Source organism: Sphingomonas sp. (assembly GCF_026460985.1).
GTDB lineage: Bacteria > Pseudomonadota > Alphaproteobacteria > Sphingomonadales > Sphingomonadaceae > Sphingomonas.
This window is the reverse complement of the sequence record NZ_JAPKNM010000112.1, coordinates 1-15946: the sequence shown is the minus strand read 5'-3', so window position 1 is coordinate 15946 and position 15946 is coordinate 1. Positions and strand designations below refer to the sequence as shown.

Annotated in this window: 19 protein-coding genes; 10 read left to right on the top strand and 9 right to left on the bottom strand. The window is 66.7% G+C overall.

All coding sequences use genetic code 11. From position 1 onward, the window contains the following. Position 1: 1 nt before the first annotated feature. From MT490_RS18225 to MT490_RS18200, 6 genes are all read right to left on the bottom strand, one after another. Positions 2-841 carry a c-type cytochrome gene (locus tag MT490_RS18225; protein WP_297390869.1) on the bottom strand — a complete coding sequence of 280 codons (840 nt, stop codon included), beginning with the start codon at positions 839-841 and terminating at the stop codon, positions 2-4. A 58-nt stretch (positions 842-899) separates the two neighbouring features. Beyond that, positions 900-1862, bottom strand: a complete 963-nt coding sequence (locus tag MT490_RS18220; RefSeq protein ID WP_297390867.1) for an NAD(P)-dependent oxidoreductase — start codon at positions 1860-1862, stop codon at positions 900-902. Between the two features lie 189 nt (positions 1863-2051). Then, positions 2052-2735: a ferritin-like domain-containing protein gene (locus tag MT490_RS18215; protein WP_297390865.1), complete on the bottom strand. Its 684-nt coding sequence runs from the start codon at positions 2733-2735 to the stop codon at positions 2052-2054. A 194-nt stretch (positions 2736-2929) separates the two neighbouring features. After that, positions 2930-3589 carry a 3-oxoacid CoA-transferase subunit B gene (locus MT490_RS18210; RefSeq protein WP_297390862.1) on the bottom strand — a complete coding sequence of 220 codons (660 nt, stop codon included), beginning with the start codon at positions 3587-3589 and terminating at the stop codon, positions 2930-2932. Next, on the bottom strand, positions 3590-4660 hold the full coding sequence (locus MT490_RS18205; RefSeq protein WP_297390860.1) for an HAD family acid phosphatase: 1071 nt from the start codon (positions 4658-4660) through the stop codon (positions 3590-3592). It lies immediately after the preceding gene. Positions 4661-4665: 5 nt separating this feature from the next. Then, a complete protein-coding gene (locus tag MT490_RS18200; protein ID WP_297390857.1) occupies positions 4666-5373 on the bottom strand; it encodes a CoA transferase subunit A in 708 nt (235 codons plus the stop codon). A gap of 226 nt (positions 5374-5599) precedes the next feature. Here MT490_RS18200 and MT490_RS18195 point away from each other — a divergent pair, with 226 nt between their 5' ends. From MT490_RS18195 to MT490_RS18175, 5 genes are all read left to right on the top strand, one after another. Next, on the top strand, positions 5600-6112 hold the full coding sequence (locus MT490_RS18195; RefSeq protein ID WP_297390856.1) for an outer membrane beta-barrel protein: 513 nt from the start codon (positions 5600-5602) through the stop codon (positions 6110-6112). Positions 6113-6327: 215 nt separating this feature from the next. Further along, positions 6328-6774, top strand: a complete 447-nt coding sequence (locus MT490_RS18190) for a hypothetical protein (protein ID WP_297390854.1) — start codon at positions 6328-6330, stop codon at positions 6772-6774. A gap of 3 nt (positions 6775-6777) precedes the next feature. After that, complete coding sequence (locus tag MT490_RS18185) at positions 6778-7725, top strand: glycoside hydrolase family 25 protein (protein ID WP_297390852.1); 948 nt, start codon at positions 6778-6780, stop codon at positions 7723-7725. A gap of 232 nt (positions 7726-7957) precedes the next feature. Further along, positions 7958-9613, top strand: a complete 1656-nt coding sequence (locus MT490_RS18180) for a thiamine pyrophosphate-binding protein (RefSeq protein WP_297390850.1) — start codon at positions 7958-7960, stop codon at positions 9611-9613. Between the two features lie 43 nt (positions 9614-9656). Further along, positions 9657-9896: a hypothetical protein gene (locus MT490_RS18175; RefSeq protein WP_297390848.1), complete on the top strand. Its 240-nt coding sequence runs from the start codon at positions 9657-9659 to the stop codon at positions 9894-9896. Positions 9897-10086: 190 nt separating this feature from the next. Here the strand turns inward: MT490_RS18175 and MT490_RS18170 are convergent, their stop codons facing one another. Next, a complete protein-coding gene (locus tag MT490_RS18170) occupies positions 10087-10257 on the bottom strand; it encodes a CsbD family protein (RefSeq protein ID WP_297390846.1) in 171 nt (56 codons plus the stop codon). A 93-nt stretch (positions 10258-10350) separates the two neighbouring features. Here MT490_RS18170 and MT490_RS18165 point away from each other — a divergent pair, with 93 nt between their 5' ends. Further along, on the top strand, positions 10351-10944 hold the full coding sequence (locus tag MT490_RS18165; protein ID WP_297390844.1) for a class I SAM-dependent methyltransferase: 594 nt from the start codon (positions 10351-10353) through the stop codon (positions 10942-10944). 41 nt (positions 10945-10985) lie between these two features. On the opposite strand, the gene MT490_RS18160 is transcribed toward MT490_RS18165, so the two are convergent. Together MT490_RS18160 and thiS are read right to left on the bottom strand one after the other, a co-directional pair. After that, positions 10986-11831 (bottom strand): DUF6454 family protein, encoded by an 846-nt coding sequence (locus MT490_RS18160; protein ID WP_297390842.1) that lies wholly within the window; start codon positions 11829-11831, stop codon positions 10986-10988. A 265-nt stretch (positions 11832-12096) separates the two neighbouring features. Then, a complete protein-coding gene (thiS, locus tag MT490_RS18155; RefSeq protein WP_297390841.1) occupies positions 12097-13101 on the bottom strand; it encodes a sulfur carrier protein ThiS in 1005 nt (334 codons plus the stop codon). 78 nt (positions 13102-13179) lie between these two features. On the opposite strand from thiS, the gene aroQ reads away from it, so the two are divergent. The 4 genes from aroQ (at position 13180) to arsC (ending at position 15898) form a co-directional block, all read left to right on the top strand. Then, positions 13180-13614 (top strand): type II 3-dehydroquinate dehydratase, encoded by a 435-nt coding sequence (gene aroQ / locus MT490_RS18150; protein ID WP_297390839.1) that lies wholly within the window; start codon positions 13180-13182, stop codon positions 13612-13614. Between the two features lie 62 nt (positions 13615-13676). Continuing rightward, positions 13677-14126 carry an acetyl-CoA carboxylase biotin carboxyl carrier protein gene (gene accB, locus MT490_RS18145; protein WP_297390837.1) on the top strand — a complete coding sequence of 150 codons (450 nt, stop codon included), beginning with the start codon at positions 13677-13679 and terminating at the stop codon, positions 14124-14126. Between the two features lie 2 nt (positions 14127-14128). Continuing rightward, entirely contained in the window at positions 14129-15487 is a 1359-nt protein-coding gene (accC, locus tag MT490_RS18140) for an acetyl-CoA carboxylase biotin carboxylase subunit (protein ID WP_297390835.1), read from the top strand. A gap of 72 nt (positions 15488-15559) precedes the next feature. Then, positions 15560-15898, top strand: coding sequence for an arsenate reductase (glutaredoxin) (gene arsC, locus MT490_RS18135; protein WP_297390833.1), 339 nt, complete (start codon positions 15560-15562; stop codon positions 15896-15898). The last annotated feature ends 48 nt before the right edge of the window (positions 15899-15946 follow it).

The window sequence follows — 15946 nt, the reverse complement described above, 5'->3', positions numbered from 1 at the left end:
TCTACTGCGCCGGCGCCTTCGCGGCCTCGCCCTTCAGATACGCCTGGATCGCGTCGATCTCCGGATCGGTCAGCACGGAGAAGCTCTCGCGCGCGACCACGCTCATGATCCCATGGTCGGGCTTGGTGCCCACGCCGGTGCGCAGCAGCTTCTTGAGCTTCGCCGGGTCATAGGCGGCGACCATCGGCGCGAGGGCCGGGACCTTGGTCGCGCCATCCTCCATAAAGCCCTGCTGATGCAGCTTGTGGCAGGCAGTACAGGCAATATCGACGACATAGCGCCCCATGTCCGCGGGACGCCCGGGCTGCGCCAGCTTGGCCGAGTTGGCCATCGCCGGAAGCTTGCCCGCGAGGATCAATGCGCGGCCCACGGGCCCGTAGGACATGGCCGCCTGCGAATCCTTGGGGCCGGCCTTGAGCGTGCGGATCCATGCGACGACGCGGCCGACATCCTGATCCGAGAGGTGGCCGAGCGCGTGGGTCGGCATGATGAACAGCGACGATCCGTCCTTCTTGACCCCGTGGCGGATCGCGCGGACGAGCTCGGCGTCGGACATCGTTGCGGCAGCCCTGGCAAGCGGCGGCGAGGCGATGCGGCCGAGCATCGGGTCTTCGAACAGTACCTTGCCCTCGCCGTTCGCGCCGTGACAGTCGCGGCAGCTGGCGATGCGGGCGACGCGCGCGCCCTCGGCGATCGACGCGGCGTCCCTGGGGATCGCCATCTCGGTCAGCGGCACGGCATGGCCTTTGCGGATCACCCATTCGGATCCGGCATAGACCACCACCAATGCAAGCAACAGGACAGCAACCAGGGCCAGCAGCCCGCGAACGATCCAGCGCATGTAGAATTCCCCCGAAGCTCTTGTGTCAACGCATCAAACACAAGGTGCGGAGGACCCTTTATCCCACGCCCGCCGTCTCTTTCGGCGAAACGTAATTCGGATCGTGCGCGAACGGCAGCGGCGTATTCTTCCGCAGGGATTCTAGCACGCTGCCGAAATCGGCTTCGCAGCGAAAGCCGAGCAGTTTCCCGGCAAGCATGGCGTCATAGACCCGGCCGATCGACTTGGGCAGTTCCCAGCCTTTGCTGGCATATAACGCAGGTGCATCGGGGAAATAGCGCGCGATTACTGCCGGCGCATCGCGTTTGAGTTCGTCGCATTCGCCGCGATCGAACGGTGTCGGTGCCGATAGGATGAAGCTACCGAAGCCGATCCCGGGCGCGCGATCCAGTGCGGCGATGTGCGCGCGGGCGGCGTCCTCGACCGTCAGGCGGCGATGGAGCAGCTCGTTGGCCTTCATGTTCTCGCCCGAAAGCGCGCGGTGGGTGTCATCCTCCTCGGGGAAGAAGCGGCTGGTGCGCAGCACGACGCAGTTGAGGCCGTTTTCCAGATGCGCGAGCCGGCAGAGCTGCTCGGCGGCGAGCTTGGTGACGCCGTAGATGTTGCGCGGCTCGAGCGGGCCGCTGGCCTCGTCGAGCCACACCGCATGGTCGGCGAGCTCGGCGCGGATCGCCTGGCTGATCATCAGCGAGGTGGTCGAGGTGAAGACGAAGCGCTCATGCCCCGCCGCGACGGCGGCCTCGAGCAGGTTGAGCGTGCCGGTGACGTTGACGTCGACGAACGCCTGGGCCGGATAGCGAACGATGTCGGGCTTGTGCAGCGCGCCGGCATGGATCACCGCCTCGATCCCGTGCTCGGCGAAGACGCGATCGACCAGCGCGCGATCCGCGACCGAGCCGATCACCTGCGTGTCGGGCCCCGGCGCGACGTCGAGCCCGGTCACCACATCGCCGCGGGCGCGCAGCATCGGCGCGAGGAAGCGGCCGAGCCAGCCGGACGAGCCTGTGAGGAGGATGCGCATGACGACGCGATAGCCGAGGACATGGCGTCGCGAAATAGGCGGTCCTGTCTAGGCTGGTTAGGTCCACCAACTCCGTTCGCCCTGAGCTTGTCGAAGGGCCGTTCTTCTTCTGCCTCGCGAACGGAAAGGGAAGGACGGTGCTTCGACAAGCTCAGCACGAACGGGAGATTTCACCCCTTCGAATATTCCCTACAACCCCACCGGCAGCGGCGTCGCCAGCCGTTGCGCCGGATCGAGCGCATCGGCCCAGTCGGTCCGGCGCTTCACGAACGGATTGAGGAACAGCACCGGAAGCTTGAGGAACAGCAGCTCCGAATGGATGAAGCTGTCGATCGCGCGCTCCCACCATTTCGGCTCGCGCTTGCCGTTGGCACGGAGCCAGCCGTCATAGGGCGCCCAGTGGCTCGGCTCGTCCTTCTCGATGATCCGGAAGATCTTCATCAGCACCTTGTCCCCGGTCACCAGCGGATGGCGCAGCAGGATGTCGACCTGGCGGTAGCCGCGCTGCTCGGTGAGCGAGATCACTCGGCACAGTTTCTCGAACTGGTCGTCGCTGGCGATGATCGCCTGGGTGTCGAGATCGTCGATCGTGCGGCGGAACATGATCTCGACGAAGCGGTCGATATGGCCGCAGGTGCGATCGACCCGGAGCGGCATCTTGCCCTGCAGCTCGAACCAGCGCTTGAACATGAGGTAATGCTTGCGCTCGTCGCCGCGGTGCTTCTCGATCGCGGCGATCAGCGCATGGTCGTCCGGCGCGCGCGCGCGCACCGCTTCGAGCACCCGGTCGATGCTCGTGTAGCCGCGATGCTCGTTGTAGATGTAGATCGAGCCCAGAAGGTCGAGATAGCGGCGGCGGAACCAGCCCATCATTTGCCGAGGCTACGCTTCGTCCAGGACAGCGTCAACGCGGGCCGATCGAGCGCGTAGGGAGTTGTCAGCTTCGTCACAAACATTGGTGCCTCCGACAAAGCCTTTGGTTCAACGGCTTTGCGGCCGACCGGAGTTTCACGCGATCCGCATTCCTTGCGGAGGCGGCCCGGCGAATTGGCGACCGCGCGCCTCTTTCATACCGTCAGCGCCGCATCATATGCCGCCGTATATGCCGCCGTCGTCTTCGCCGCGACTTCCGCTTCGCTCACGCCCGGCGCGAGCTCGATCAGCCGGAACGGACTGTCGTGATCGGCGCGCTGGAACACCGCGAGATCGGTGATGATCATGTCGACCACGTTCTTGCCGGTGAGCGGCAGCGTGCATTCGGGGATGAACTTGGGGTCGCCGGCCTTGGAGTTGTGCTCCATCACCACGATGATCTTCTTGACGCCCGCGACGAGGTCCATCGCGCCGCCCATGCCCTTGATCATCTTGCCCGGGATCATCCAGTTGGCGATGTCGCCCTTCTCGCTGACCTCCATCGCGCCGAGCACGGTCAGGTCGATATGCCCGCCGCGGATCATCGCGAAGCTGTCCGACGACGAGAAATAGACCGAGCTGGGCAGCTCCGAGATCGTCTGCTTGCCCGCATTGATCAGGTCCGGATCCTCCTCGCCCTCAAAAGGGAACGGCCCGATGCCGAGCATGCCGTTCTCCGACTGGAGCGTGACCTCGACGCCGTCGGGAATATGGTTGGCGACGAGCGTGGGGATGCCGATGCCGAGATTGACGTAGAAGCCGTCCTTCAGCTCCTTCGCCGCACGCGCGGCCATTTCGTCACGGGTCCAGGGCATTTACTTCGTCTCCTGCGGGTCCACCCAGCGGCTTTCGGGCGGGAATATGTCGTCGACTCCACCCTTCAGCCCGGTGCCGTAGACCGGGTTGGGCAGCATGAACCAGCCGGCGCCCCAGAGCGGCGCGAGCAGGGTGCCGCCGACGCTGTTGCGCCGCGCCGCCACCGACTTGTCCGGCGCGTTGAACAGGTCGCTGAAGTCGCCGAGCTGGTCGCCGGCCATCGCGACGATGCAATAACGCTGGGCGATCTTGGCACGGCGCGCGTCCTTGCCGCTCGGCTCACCCTCTCCGCGCAGCCACAAGGTGTCGAACAGGTCCGCGGGGCCGAGGCCGGCATGCTCGAGCGCCGCCTGGGTCTGGGCAGCGGAGGCGACCGAGCGGTTCGAGTTGAAGATCACGGTGAAGCCCTCGCGCCGTGCGGCGGCGAGCGCCTCTGCCGCGCCGGGCACCGCCGCGACCTTGTCCGCGCCGGTCTGCTCCCAGCGCCCCCAGCGCGCCGCGTCATAGCCGCCGCCGCGCGCCGCCTCGTCGCGCTCGTAACCGAGGTTGAGCAAGGCGGTCTCGTCGATGTCGAGCACCACGGCGAGCGGGCGCTTGCCGCACAATTCGAAGCGCGGATTGTCGAGCGTCGAGCCGGACGCGAGCGCCACCGAGCGGACCTGGCTCTTGTCGCGCCGATAGCCGATCTCGACCCGCAGATAGTTCCACAGGGCCTGGTAGGCCTGGAAGCTCAGCGCCGCCGCCTCGCCCGAGCCGTAGAGGAATTGCATGCCCGGCGGGGCATTGCCCGCGGTCGGAATGGAAGCGGCCGGCGCGCCGCTCGGCGGAGGGAGCGCGGTCAGGGTCGTGACCTGGACCTTGCTGCCGTCGGGCGCGGTGTACACCTCGCCGGGACGCGGTGCCTGCTGCTGCTGCTGCGCGGCGCGCTTGCGCTTCGACGGCCGGTCCTGCGTGCCCGCCTTGTACACGCCGGCGCCAGCGGCGAGCGGCGCCGCGACCACCGCGGCGACGCAGCCCGAGAGCAAGGTCGCCGTCGCGGCGGCGAGCGCCAGCCCGGCCGGAAGCCGCATCGCTGTCACGCAGCCTCGCGGGTGCGTACGGTGCGGAACTCGATCTTCTTGTCGTAGGGGGCGCCCAGGATCAGCCGCTTCACATAGATGCCCGGCAGGTGGATCGCATCGGGATCGAGGCTGCCGACCGGCACCACTTCCTCGACCTCGGCGACGCAGATCCGCCCCGCGGTCGCCATCGGCTGGTTGAAGTTGCGCGCGGTCTTGCGGAAGATGAGGTTGCCGCTCTCGTCGGCCTTCCAGCCCTTGATGATCGAAAGGTCGGCGCGGATGCCGCGCTCGAGGATATATTCCTCGCCGTCGAAGACCTTCACTTCCTTGCCCTCGGCGACCTGGGTGCCGACGCCGGTCTTCGTGTAGAAGCCCGGGATCCCCGCCCCGCCCGCGCGGCAGCGCTCGGCGAGGGTGCCCTGGGGGCAGAATTCGACCTCGAGCTCGCCGCTCAGATATTGCCGCTCGAACTCCTTGTTCTCGCCGACGTAGGAGGAGATCATCTTCTTCACCTGGCGCGAGCGGAGCAGCTTGCCGAGCCCCTCATTGTCGATGCCGGCATTGTTCGAGGCGATGGTGAGGTCCTTGACTCCCGATGCCTGGAGCGCGTCGATCAGCCGCTCGGGAATGCCGCACAGGCCGAAACCGCCGGCACACAGGGTCATGCCGTCGAACAGCAGCCCTTCCAGCGCTGCCTGGGCGTCGGGGTAGAGCTTCTTCATAAGCGCGATTCTCTCCTGGCTCGCCGTGGCGATAATCCCGCGCGCGGCGACCGGTCAAGCGAACCTGAACCGGCTTTCAACTTTTGTTCGAATCTGGCGCCGTGGCAAAAGAGTCACACTCGGATTGTAATCAAATTGCCATATTGCACCTGCGAAATGGACGCCTATTTGAGCGCTCGGATGGCCATCCGAACCTGAAGTACCAAGTCCAAAGATAGGAACAAAAATGCGTATTCTCGCAACGACGGCGCTCGCCCTGGTGGCGGCGACGGCCACCCCCGCTTTCGCTCAGGATGGCAGCTTCACCGGCCCGCGCGCCGAAGTCGTGGCCGGCTGGGACCATGTCGGCGGCCTCGGCGACGGTGAGTCGGGCTTCGCTTATGGCGGCGCGATCGGCTACGACAAGCAGCTGGGCAAGGTGGTGATCGGTGCGGACGCCGAGATCACCGGCGCGACCACCGAGGAGACGGGCGTCAGCGCCGGTCGTGACCTCTATGCCGGCGCGCGCCTGGGCGTCGTCGCCCCCGGCTCGATCCTCGTCTACGGCAAGGGCGGCTACACCAACGCCCGCGTCAGCTTCGCCGGCACCGGCGAGAATTACGACGGCTACCGCCTCGGCGCGGGCGTCGAGCGCAACTTCGGCAAGTTCTACGGCAAGATCGAGTATCGCTACTCGCGCTACGAGGAAATCGACCTGAACCGCGACCAGGTGATCGCGGGCATCGGCTACCGCTTCTGATCCAGGCGTAAGACGTCCGGAGGGCCGTGCGGCATTGCCGCGCGGCCCTTTTCTTTTGCCCATCGAGCAGGGAACGCACTACTTCCGCGCGATTGGGCGATTGCAAGAACAAAGCTTGCATTCCCGCGCAGCTATGCAATCCTCCCAAATAGAGACTCGGCAGTCGGCGACAGGGGAGCTGAACTGTGCATACGACACTCGACGCAACGACTTGGATGCAGCTTCTTGGGCTGGGCGCGATGATGGGCGCGCTGGGCCAGGCTATTCGCGCCATCGTCGGCCTCAAGAAGGTCAACGACGCGGTCAGCAACACCAACACGTCGGTCTCGGAGGCGATCGACCCGAGCCGGATGGTCACATCGCTGGTGATCGGGGCTATCGCGGGCTCGCTGGCGAGCGTGAGTCTGATCGACAATATCAACGCGATCGCCTCGGCGCAGATCGTCGCATTGCTCGGCGCGGGCTATTCGGGCGCGGACTTCATCGAAGGCTTCATGAGCCGGGTGAACGCGTCGCCGGGGACGCCGGTCGGGCAGGAAGCGATCGGAGTGAACACGGCCGCCAGTGCAGCCGCGCCGCCCGATCCGAACGCGGCGCCTGCGACGACACCGACACCGACGCCCGTCGCAAACGCCGCCTCCGACGACGACGCGGTGGGCTGAGCCATGCCGCAGCATCCGCAAATCCTGATCTCGGGCCAGGTCGTCACCACCTCGAAGGTCAACCTGCGCCAGGGCGCGGCAACCACCGACGCGCCGGTGCTCCGGAAGGTGCTCGCGGGCACCACGCTCAACGTCCATGCGATCGTCGCGGGGCTATCGGTCGACGGCAATCCGCTCTGGTACAAGACCGACGAGAATGCCTTCGTCTGGGCGGGCGGCTGCGGCCCGCTGACGCCGACAGGGACGACGCCGGCGCCCACGCCGCTCCCGACGCCCACTCCCGTTCCCGTCGCCCCCGCCGCGCCGCGCACCCCGATCGCCACTTCGGCGGAGGCGCCGCGTATCCCGGTGGTGATCGACATCTATCACGGCAACGCGGTCGACAGCTTCGCGCAGGCGCGCGCCGCAGGAGTGCGCGGGATCATCCACAAGGCGACCACCGGCCAGACGGGCAAGGACAAGGCCTATACCGACCGCCGCCGCGACGCCGAGGCCGCGGGTCTGCTCTGGGGCGCCTATCATTGGGGGACCAGTGCGCCGGTCGCGGCGCAGGTCGACAATTTCCTCATGAAGGCGCAGCCGGGCGAGAACACGCTGGTCGCGCTCGATTACGAGCTCGACGCCAAGTTCCAGATGAGCTTCGACCAGGCGCGCGAATTCCTCGAGCGGATCCACGAGAAACTGGGGCGCCGCGCAGTGCTCTACAGCGGGCATCTGATCAAGGAGAAGCTCGGCAACAGCGTCGATCCCTTCTTCGGGGCGCACCGGCTGTGGCTCGCCGAATACAACCCGACCGCCAAGGTCCAGAAGAGCTGGCCGAGCTATTGGCTGTGGCAATATGCCGAGAAGGCATCGACCGTGCCCGGCATCCCCGGCAATGTCGCCGGGTCGATCGACTACAACCATTTCAACGGCAGCGAGGACCAGCTTCGCGCCGAATGGGCGTCTTAGGCGTATCGATATTGAGCCTAATCCTCCCCCGCCAGGGGGAGGTGGCAGCCGAAGGCTGACGGAAGGGGAGGTAAGCGACCAGCTAGCCGTCGTGCTTCCTCCCCCTCCGTCGAGCTGCGCGCGCCACCTCCCCCTGGCGGGGGAGGATTAAAAGCCCCCATTTCGCACCGGCATGACCGGAGCGTCCGGCGGGGGGTTACGCGCAGCCCGGACCTCGGGCTAGACAGGCGGCATGACCGCGAAACGAACCGGGGGCCGGATCCTCGTCGACAATCTGGTCGCGCAGGGCTGCGACCGTATCTTCCACGTGCCTGGCGAGAGCTTCCTCGCCGTGCTCGACGCGCTGCACGACACGCCGCAGATCGACCTCGTCACCTGCCGGCAGGAAGGTGGCGTGGGCTTCATGGCCTGCGCCGACGGGGCGATGACCGGGCGGCCCGGCATAGCCTTCGTGACGCGCGGACCCGGCGCGACCAACGCTTCGATCGGGGTGCATGTCGCGATGCAGGATTCGCAGCCGATGATCCTGTTCATCGGCGACGTCGACCGCGGCATGCGCGACCGCGAGGGCTTCCAGGAAGTCGACTTCCCCGCGATGTTCGCCCCGCTCGCCAAATGGGCGACGCGGATCGAGGATGCGGCACGGATCCCCGAATATGTCGCGCGGGCCTATGCGGTGGCCACCTCGGGTCGGCCGGGTCCGGTGGTGATCGCGCTCCCAGAGGACATGCTGTGCGACGAGGTCGAGGCGGTGGACCGGCCGAAGATCGGGCGCGCGGTGCCGCTCGATATTCATCCCAACGATCACGGAGCGTTGGGCGAATTGCTACGGTCTGCCAAACAGCCGGTAGCGATCGTCGGCGGAGCCGGATGGGATCCCGCTACCGGTGCCGCGTTCGGCCGTTTCGCGTGCAATTGGGGTCTCCCCGTCGCGGGCGCATTCCGGCGACAGGACGCGATCCCCAACCGCTCGCCGGCATGGGCGGGCAATCTGGGCTATGGTCCCAACCCCAAGCTCATCGAACGGATCAAGACCGCAGACCTGCTGCTCGTCGTCGGCGCGCGCCTCGGTGAGGCGACGACCGACGGCTATACGCTGATCACGCCCGATCACCCCGGCCAGAAGCTGATCCATGTCCACCCGGATGCGAGCGAGTTGAACCGTGTCTATCGTGCGGATGTGGCGATCTGCTGTGATGTGTTCGACTTCGCCAACTTCGCGGCAGCCGCCGACTTTCCGGCTGAGCCGCACACGGCAGGGGCCGAAGCCCATGCCGAATGGCTCGAATGGTCCACCCCGAAACCGCGCGAAGGCGTGGCGCTCGATCTCGGTCAGTGCGTCTCGGCGATGCGCGCGGCGATGCCGGCGGATACGATCATCTGCAACGGCGCGGGCAATTTCTCGGCCTGGTGGCATCGCTATTGGCGCTACGGCCCGCAGCCCTCGCAGCTCGCGCCGACCGCGGGCGCGATGGGCTATGGCGTCCCCGCCGCAGTCGCGGGCAAGCTGCGCGCGCCGGAACGACAGGTCGTGGCGCTGGCGGGCGACGGTGACTTCATGATGAACGGACAGGAGCTGGCCACCGCGGTCCAGCACGATGCCGACATAATCGTGCTCGTCATCGACAACGGCGCATACGGCACGATCCGCATGCACCAGGAGCGCGAGTATCCGGCGCGGCTTTCGGGCACGAAGCTCCACAATCCGGATTTCGCCGCGCTCGGCCGGGCCTATGGCTGCTGGGCCGAGACGGTGGAGCGCACCGAGGAATTCGCCCCCGCGCTGGCGCGCGCGCTGGCCGAAACCGGCGTCCGGCTGCTCCATCTCAAGACCGATGTGGAATTCATCACGCCGGGAACGACAATCGCCGCGATTCGAGACCGTTGACGGATCTTCCGCCTCTATAATGGGGCCAAGGAGATTGACGGATATGGGTTGGAAGACTGCGCACATCGGCAGGGAAGGCGATCATTTCGCGCTCTCGGGCGTGAAGGTGTGGCGACAGGAATGGCGCTGGATCGGCGGCAAGACCGTCACGTTGCCCAATCCCCTCGAGCCCAGCCAGACCCACCTCTATTCGATTTGCGAGGTGGGCCATCTGCGCCAGCCGGTGCGCTTCGCGGCGAGCCAGCTGCCGAGCGGCCTCTGGTCCTTCTACGTCCCCGATTGAACGAAGGCGGCCCTGAGGGGGGCCGCCTCGCTACCCTCCACCGCGTCACCCCGGACTTGTTCCGGGGTCCACCTCGCCTCAACGGCAGGGCAAGAGCCTCTCGCCCTGCCCTCGCCTCCCGGTGGATCCCGGACCAAGTCCGGGATGACGGTAGTTTGAGTACAGACCCTGAATCTGCGGTCGACCGGCGTCAGATATCGTCGCCGAGCGCGCCCTTCACCTTGCCGGCGAACTGCTCGCCTTTGCCCTTGATCTCCTGCGCGGCGCCTTCGTCGCGGGTCTCGGGATCGTCGCCGTGCTGCTTGATCTTGCCGGCCGCCTCGTCGAGGTTGCCCTTGATCTTGTCGGTAAGTTCACCCATGATTTCAATCTCCTGACCGCGGATCGGCGCGTGGCTGCGCCCTGTTCCCAGTATCCGAACGACAACGGTCCGCGCACGCCGAGGGTTCCTGCGATGCCCGACAGCATTGCCGAGCATTATCAGCGTCATGCCCACGCCTTCGATGCTACGCGCCGCCGGCAGTTCGTCGAACGCGGCTGGCTCGACCGGTTCCTGCTGGGCGTGCCCAAAGGCGGGCACGTGCTCGATCTCGGCTGCGGTGCTGGCGAGCCGATCGCGCGCTATCTGATCGACAAGGAACGGCAACTCACCGGCGTCGACGTCTCCGAACGCATGATCGCGCTCGCGCGCACCCGCTTCGCCCGCCATCGCTGGATCCGCGCCGACATGCGCACGCTGGCGCTCGACGCGCGCTTCCACGGCGTGATCGCGTGGGACAGCCTGTTCCATCTGCGCCCCGAGGAGCAGGCCGAAATGCTGGTCAAGGCGGCGGGCTGGCTCGAACCGGGCGGCGCCCTGCTGTTCAACACCGGCTCGGCGCGCGACGAGACGATCGGCTGCCAGTTCGGCGAGGACCTTTACCATGCCAGCCTCGCCCCGGCCGAATATCGCGCGCTGTTCGCGGCACACGGGCTGATCGAAGTGACGTTTACGCCGCACGACGAAGCAGCGGGGGGAAGGGCGATCTGGCTGGCGCGCAAGCGGTAGTGACGGCGGTCAGGCGCGGGAATGCGGCGCCGTTCTCGCCGCTATTGATGGACAGCAGCCAGCCGGCTTTCGCCCTGATCGTCGAGCCTGAAATGGAACATCCGACTGGGACCGTCTTCCGGGACGACGTATAGGTCGCGGCCCTCGATCGCCATGCCTTCGCCCGTATAGGGTCCGCCGCGGCCCAGAGGCCTGACAGGCCCGATCGCTCCGGCGCGCAATGTCCGGCTGAGCTTCATCGAGGGCCAGTCGATCCAGTCGACGGTGCCGCTCCACAGGCTCAGCGAGCCGCCCGCCACGAGCTGACCGTCGACGAACTTCATGTCCTGGTGGCGAGTCGAGGACGGGTTCGGCACGGTCCGCACCCGCGCCTCGTTGTCCAGATCGAAGATGTAGAGCGTTTCGCTGTCCCAATTGCCCGCCACCAGGGTACGGCCCGATGCCGCCACGCAGCCCAGATGGTCCGCGACGTGGATCTTCCGCCGTATCCGCAGGCTGTCCGCGTCGATTTCGACGAGTATCGCGGAACTTTTCGGCCTCAACTCCGCAACCGGAACCCAGATCGAACGGCCGGAAATCGATATCCCGCCTGGATGATATCGCGCCCCGTCCGTCAGCTCCAGGCGCCGCAGGAGCTTGCCCGTCAAGCGGTCGAACTCATGGATATAGCCTTTGCGGTTCTCCGAATCGACCGAGGTTACCCAGATGCGCCGGCTGTCGAGTTCGAGACCCTGGACATGGAACAATTCGCCTTCGAGCTTGAGGGTACCGAGGAGGCGCGCTTGCTCGATCCCGCCGTCGAACTGGTCCGGAGCGGTGGCCATCGCCAGGCTCGACAGCACCAGTAAGAGTGCCGTCAAACCGGATCGCATGGTCTTGCGGATCATCTGACTTGCCCCCGGATCTCGCGTGTCCGCGCCCCATGGCAAAGTCGTGTTTCAGAAAGACTGCACTGCCCCGGATCGGTGGTTCAGGGCGTAGATTCAGGCGTGCGAGCCTTTCAATCCTCCCCCGCCAGGGGGAGGGGGCGCCGAAGGCGTCGGAGGGGGAGGTAAGCTGCGTACCCTGCAATGGCTCCGCCCCCTCCGTCACGCTGCGCGCGCCACCTCCCCCTGGCGGGGGAGGATTCGAGAATCCGAATGTCGATACGGCCTAGATCAGTCCCGCCAGCGGGCTCGAAGGATCGGCATAGCGGCGCTTGGCCATCCGCCCGGCGCGGTAGGAGAGCCGCCCGGCTTCGACCGCAGCCTTCATCGCCGAGGCCATCAGGATCGGGTCCTTGGCCTCGGCGATCGCGGTGTTCATCAGCACGCCGTCGCAGCCCAATTCCATCGCCACCGCCGCGTCCGAGGCCGAGCCGACGCCGGCATCGACCAGCACGGGCACCTTCGCGCCCTCGACGATCAGCCGGATCGTCACCTGGTTCTGGATGCCGAGCCCTGAGCCGATCGGCGCGCCCAGCGGCATGATCGCCACCGCGCCCACATCCTCGAGCCGCTTCGCCGCGATCGGATCGTCGACGCAATAGACCATCGGCTTGAAGCCCTCATTGGCGAGGATCTCGGTCGCGCGCAGCGTCTCGACCATGTCGGGATAGAGCGTCCGCGCCTCGCCGAGCACCTCGAGCTTGACGAGCTCCCAGCCCCCCGCCTCGCGCGCCAGCCGCAGCGTGCGGATCGCCGACTCGGCATCGAAGCAGCCCGCGGTGTTGGGGAGGTAGGTGATCTTCTTCGGGTCGATATAGTCGGTGAGCATCGGGGCGTTGGGATCGGACACGTTCACCCGGCGCACCGCCACGGTGACGATCTCCGCGCCCGAGGCCGCGACCGCCGCTGCGTTCTGCTCGAAATCCCGATACTTGCCGGTGCCGACGATCAGCCGCGAGCGGAAGATCCTGCCCGCAACGGTCCAGCTGTCGTCTTCGATCGGGCGCGCATGGTCGCCGCCACCGACGAAATGGACGATCTCGAGTTCGTCGCCGTCGTCGACGGTCACCTGCCCGAGCGTCGAGCGCGGCACCACCTCGAGGTTGCGCTCGACCGCGATCTTCTCGGGCACCAGCCCCAGCTCTTCCGCCAGCTGGAGGAGCGTGAGCCCGGCCGTGACGCGCTTGTGCTCGCCATTGACGCGGATCGAGACGGTACCGTCGGTGTGCATAAGGTCCTTGGAAATTGATCGGGGACGCGGGGTCATATAGGGACGGGCCCACGAGACCCGCAACCGAAAGGCACCGGCTTGGCCGATACGATCTACGTCCTCAACGGTCCCAACCTCAACCTGCTGGGGCTGCGCGAGCCGGAGATCTACGGCTCGGACACGCTGGACGACATTGCGGGGCAGCTCGAGGACCGCGCGCGCGAACTCGATCTGGAAATCGACATGCGCCAGTCGAACCATGAGGGCCACCTCATCGACTGGCTGCACGAGGCGCAGGCCCGGGGCGCCAAGGCCGTGCTCCTCAATCCGGGCGGGTACACGCACACCTCGATCGCGTTGCACGATGCCGTGAAGAGCATCACGACGCCGGTGATCGAGGTCCATCTTTCCAACCCGCATGCGCGCGAGGACTTCCGGCACACATCCTTTGTCGGTCGTGCCGCGCGCGGAACCATCGCGGGCTTCGGAGCGCTGTCGTACACGCTTGCGCTTGAAGCCGCGGCGCGACTCTGACACAGGGCGCGCTTTCATCGAAAAAAGGGTCGCTTGTGGCCGAAGATAAGAAACAAGGGGCGATGCACGTGGATATCGAGCTGGTACGCCAGCTCGCCGCCGTGCTCGACGAGACGCAGCTTACCGAAATCGAAGTGGAAGACGGCGAACGCCGGGTGCGCGTCGCGCGCACCGTGACCGCCGCGCCGGCGGTGCAATATGCCCCTGCGGCGGCCGCTCCGGCACCCGTCGCCGTTGCCGCGCCTGTCGCTGCCGAAGCCGCCGCGCCCGCCGTGGCGGCGAACGCGGTCAAGTCGCCGATGGTGGGCACCGCCTATCTGAAGCCCAATCCCGAGGCGAAGGTGTTCGTCGCGGTCGGCGACAAGGTCTCGGCGGGCGACACGCTGCTGATCATCGAGGCGATGAAGGTGATGAACCCGATCCAGGCGCCCGCCGCCGGCACGGTCAAGGCCGTGCTCGTCGAGAACGGCCAGCCGGTCGAGTTCGACCAGCCGCTCGTGGTCGTCGAGTAAGCATGCCCGAGATCAAGAAGCTGCTGATCGCCAATCGCGGCGAGATCGCGCTCCGCATCCACCGTGCCTGCCACGAGATGGGGATCAAGACCGTCGCGGTGCACTCGACCGCGGACGCCGATGCGATGCACGTGCGGCTCGCCGACGAGGCGATCTGCATCGGGCCGCCGGCGGCGACCGACAGCTATCTCAACATCCCCAACATCATCTCGGCCGCCGAGATCTCGGGCGCCGACGCGATCCACCCGGGCTACGGCTTCCTCTCGGAGAACGCCCAGTTCGCCGAGATCGTCGAGGCGCACGGATTGCTCTTCGTCGGCCCCAAGCCCGAGCATATCCGCACGATGGGCGACAAGATCGAGGCCAAGCGCACCGCCGGTGCGCTCGGCCTGCCGCTCGTCCCCGGCTCGGACGGCGCGATCAGCGACATCGCCGAGGCCAAGGCGATCGCCGAGAAAGCCGGCTATCCGGTGATCATCAAGGCCGCGTCGGGCGGCGGCGGGCGCGGCATGAAGGTCGTGCACAATCCCGCCGACCTCGAAGCGCAGATGCTTCAGGCCGGCAGCGAGGCCAAGGCGGCGTTCGGCGACGCCACCGTCTATCTCGAGAAGTATCTCGGCAATCCGCGCCACATCGAGTTCCAGGTGTTCGGCGACGGCGAGGGCAACGCCATCCATCTCGGCGAGCGCGACTGCTCGCTCCAGCGCCGCCACCAGAAGGTGCTCGAGGAAGCGCTGTCCCCGGTGATCACCCCCGAGGAGCGCGAGCGCATGGGTGGCATCGTCGCCAAGGCGATGGCGGACATGGGCTATCGCGGCGCGGGGACGATCGAGTTCCTGTGGGAAGACGGCCACTTCTACTTCATCGAGATGAACACCCGGCTCCAGGTCGAGCATCCGGTGACCGAGATGATCACCGGGCTCGATCTCGTCCGCGAGCAGATCCGCGTCGCGGAAGGGCACGGCCTGTCGGTCGCCCAGGAGGACATCGAGTTCCGCGGCCATGCGATCGAATGCCGGATCAACGCCGAGGACCCGAAGACCTTCGCGCCCTCGCCGGGCAAGATCGTGCACTTCCACGCGCCGGGCGGCATGCACGTCCGCGTCGATAGCGGCATCTATTCGGGCTACAAGATCCCGCCTTACTACGACTCGATGATCGCCAAGCTGATCGTCTACGGCCGCACGCGCCAGGGCTGCATCATGCGGCTGCGCCGCGCGCTCGAGGAGTTCGTGATCGAAGGCGTCAAGACCACGATCCCGCTCCACCAGGCGCTGCTCGACGACCCCGAATTCCAGGAGGGGGCGTACACGATCAAGTGGCTGGAGGAGTGGCTGGCGAAGCAGGACCAGGCCAACTGATCGTCATCCCGGCGAAAGCCGGGATCGCATGCGGCACGAGGCCCCGGCTTGCGCCGGGGTGACGGAGATACGATGAAAGCGACGATCTACCACAATCCGCGCTGCTCCAAGTCACGCGAGACGCTGGCGATCCTGCACGAGACGCCGGGCGTCGAGGTCGAGATCGTCGAGTATCTCAAGACCCCGCCGAGCCGCGACACGCTCAAGGACCTGTACCAGCGCGCCGGCATGACCGCGCGCGAAGGGCTGCGCATCGCCGAGGACGCCGCCAAGCCGTTCAAGGGCGCCGACGACGCCGCGATCCTCGACGCGATGGCCGCGAACCCGACCCTGATCGAGCGGCCATTGGTGGTGACTGAGAAAGGCGTGCGGCTGGGCCGCCCACCCGAGAAGGTGCGTGAGATTTTGTGACCCTCTTATCCTCCCCCGTCAGGGGGAGGTGGCAGGCGTAGCCTGACG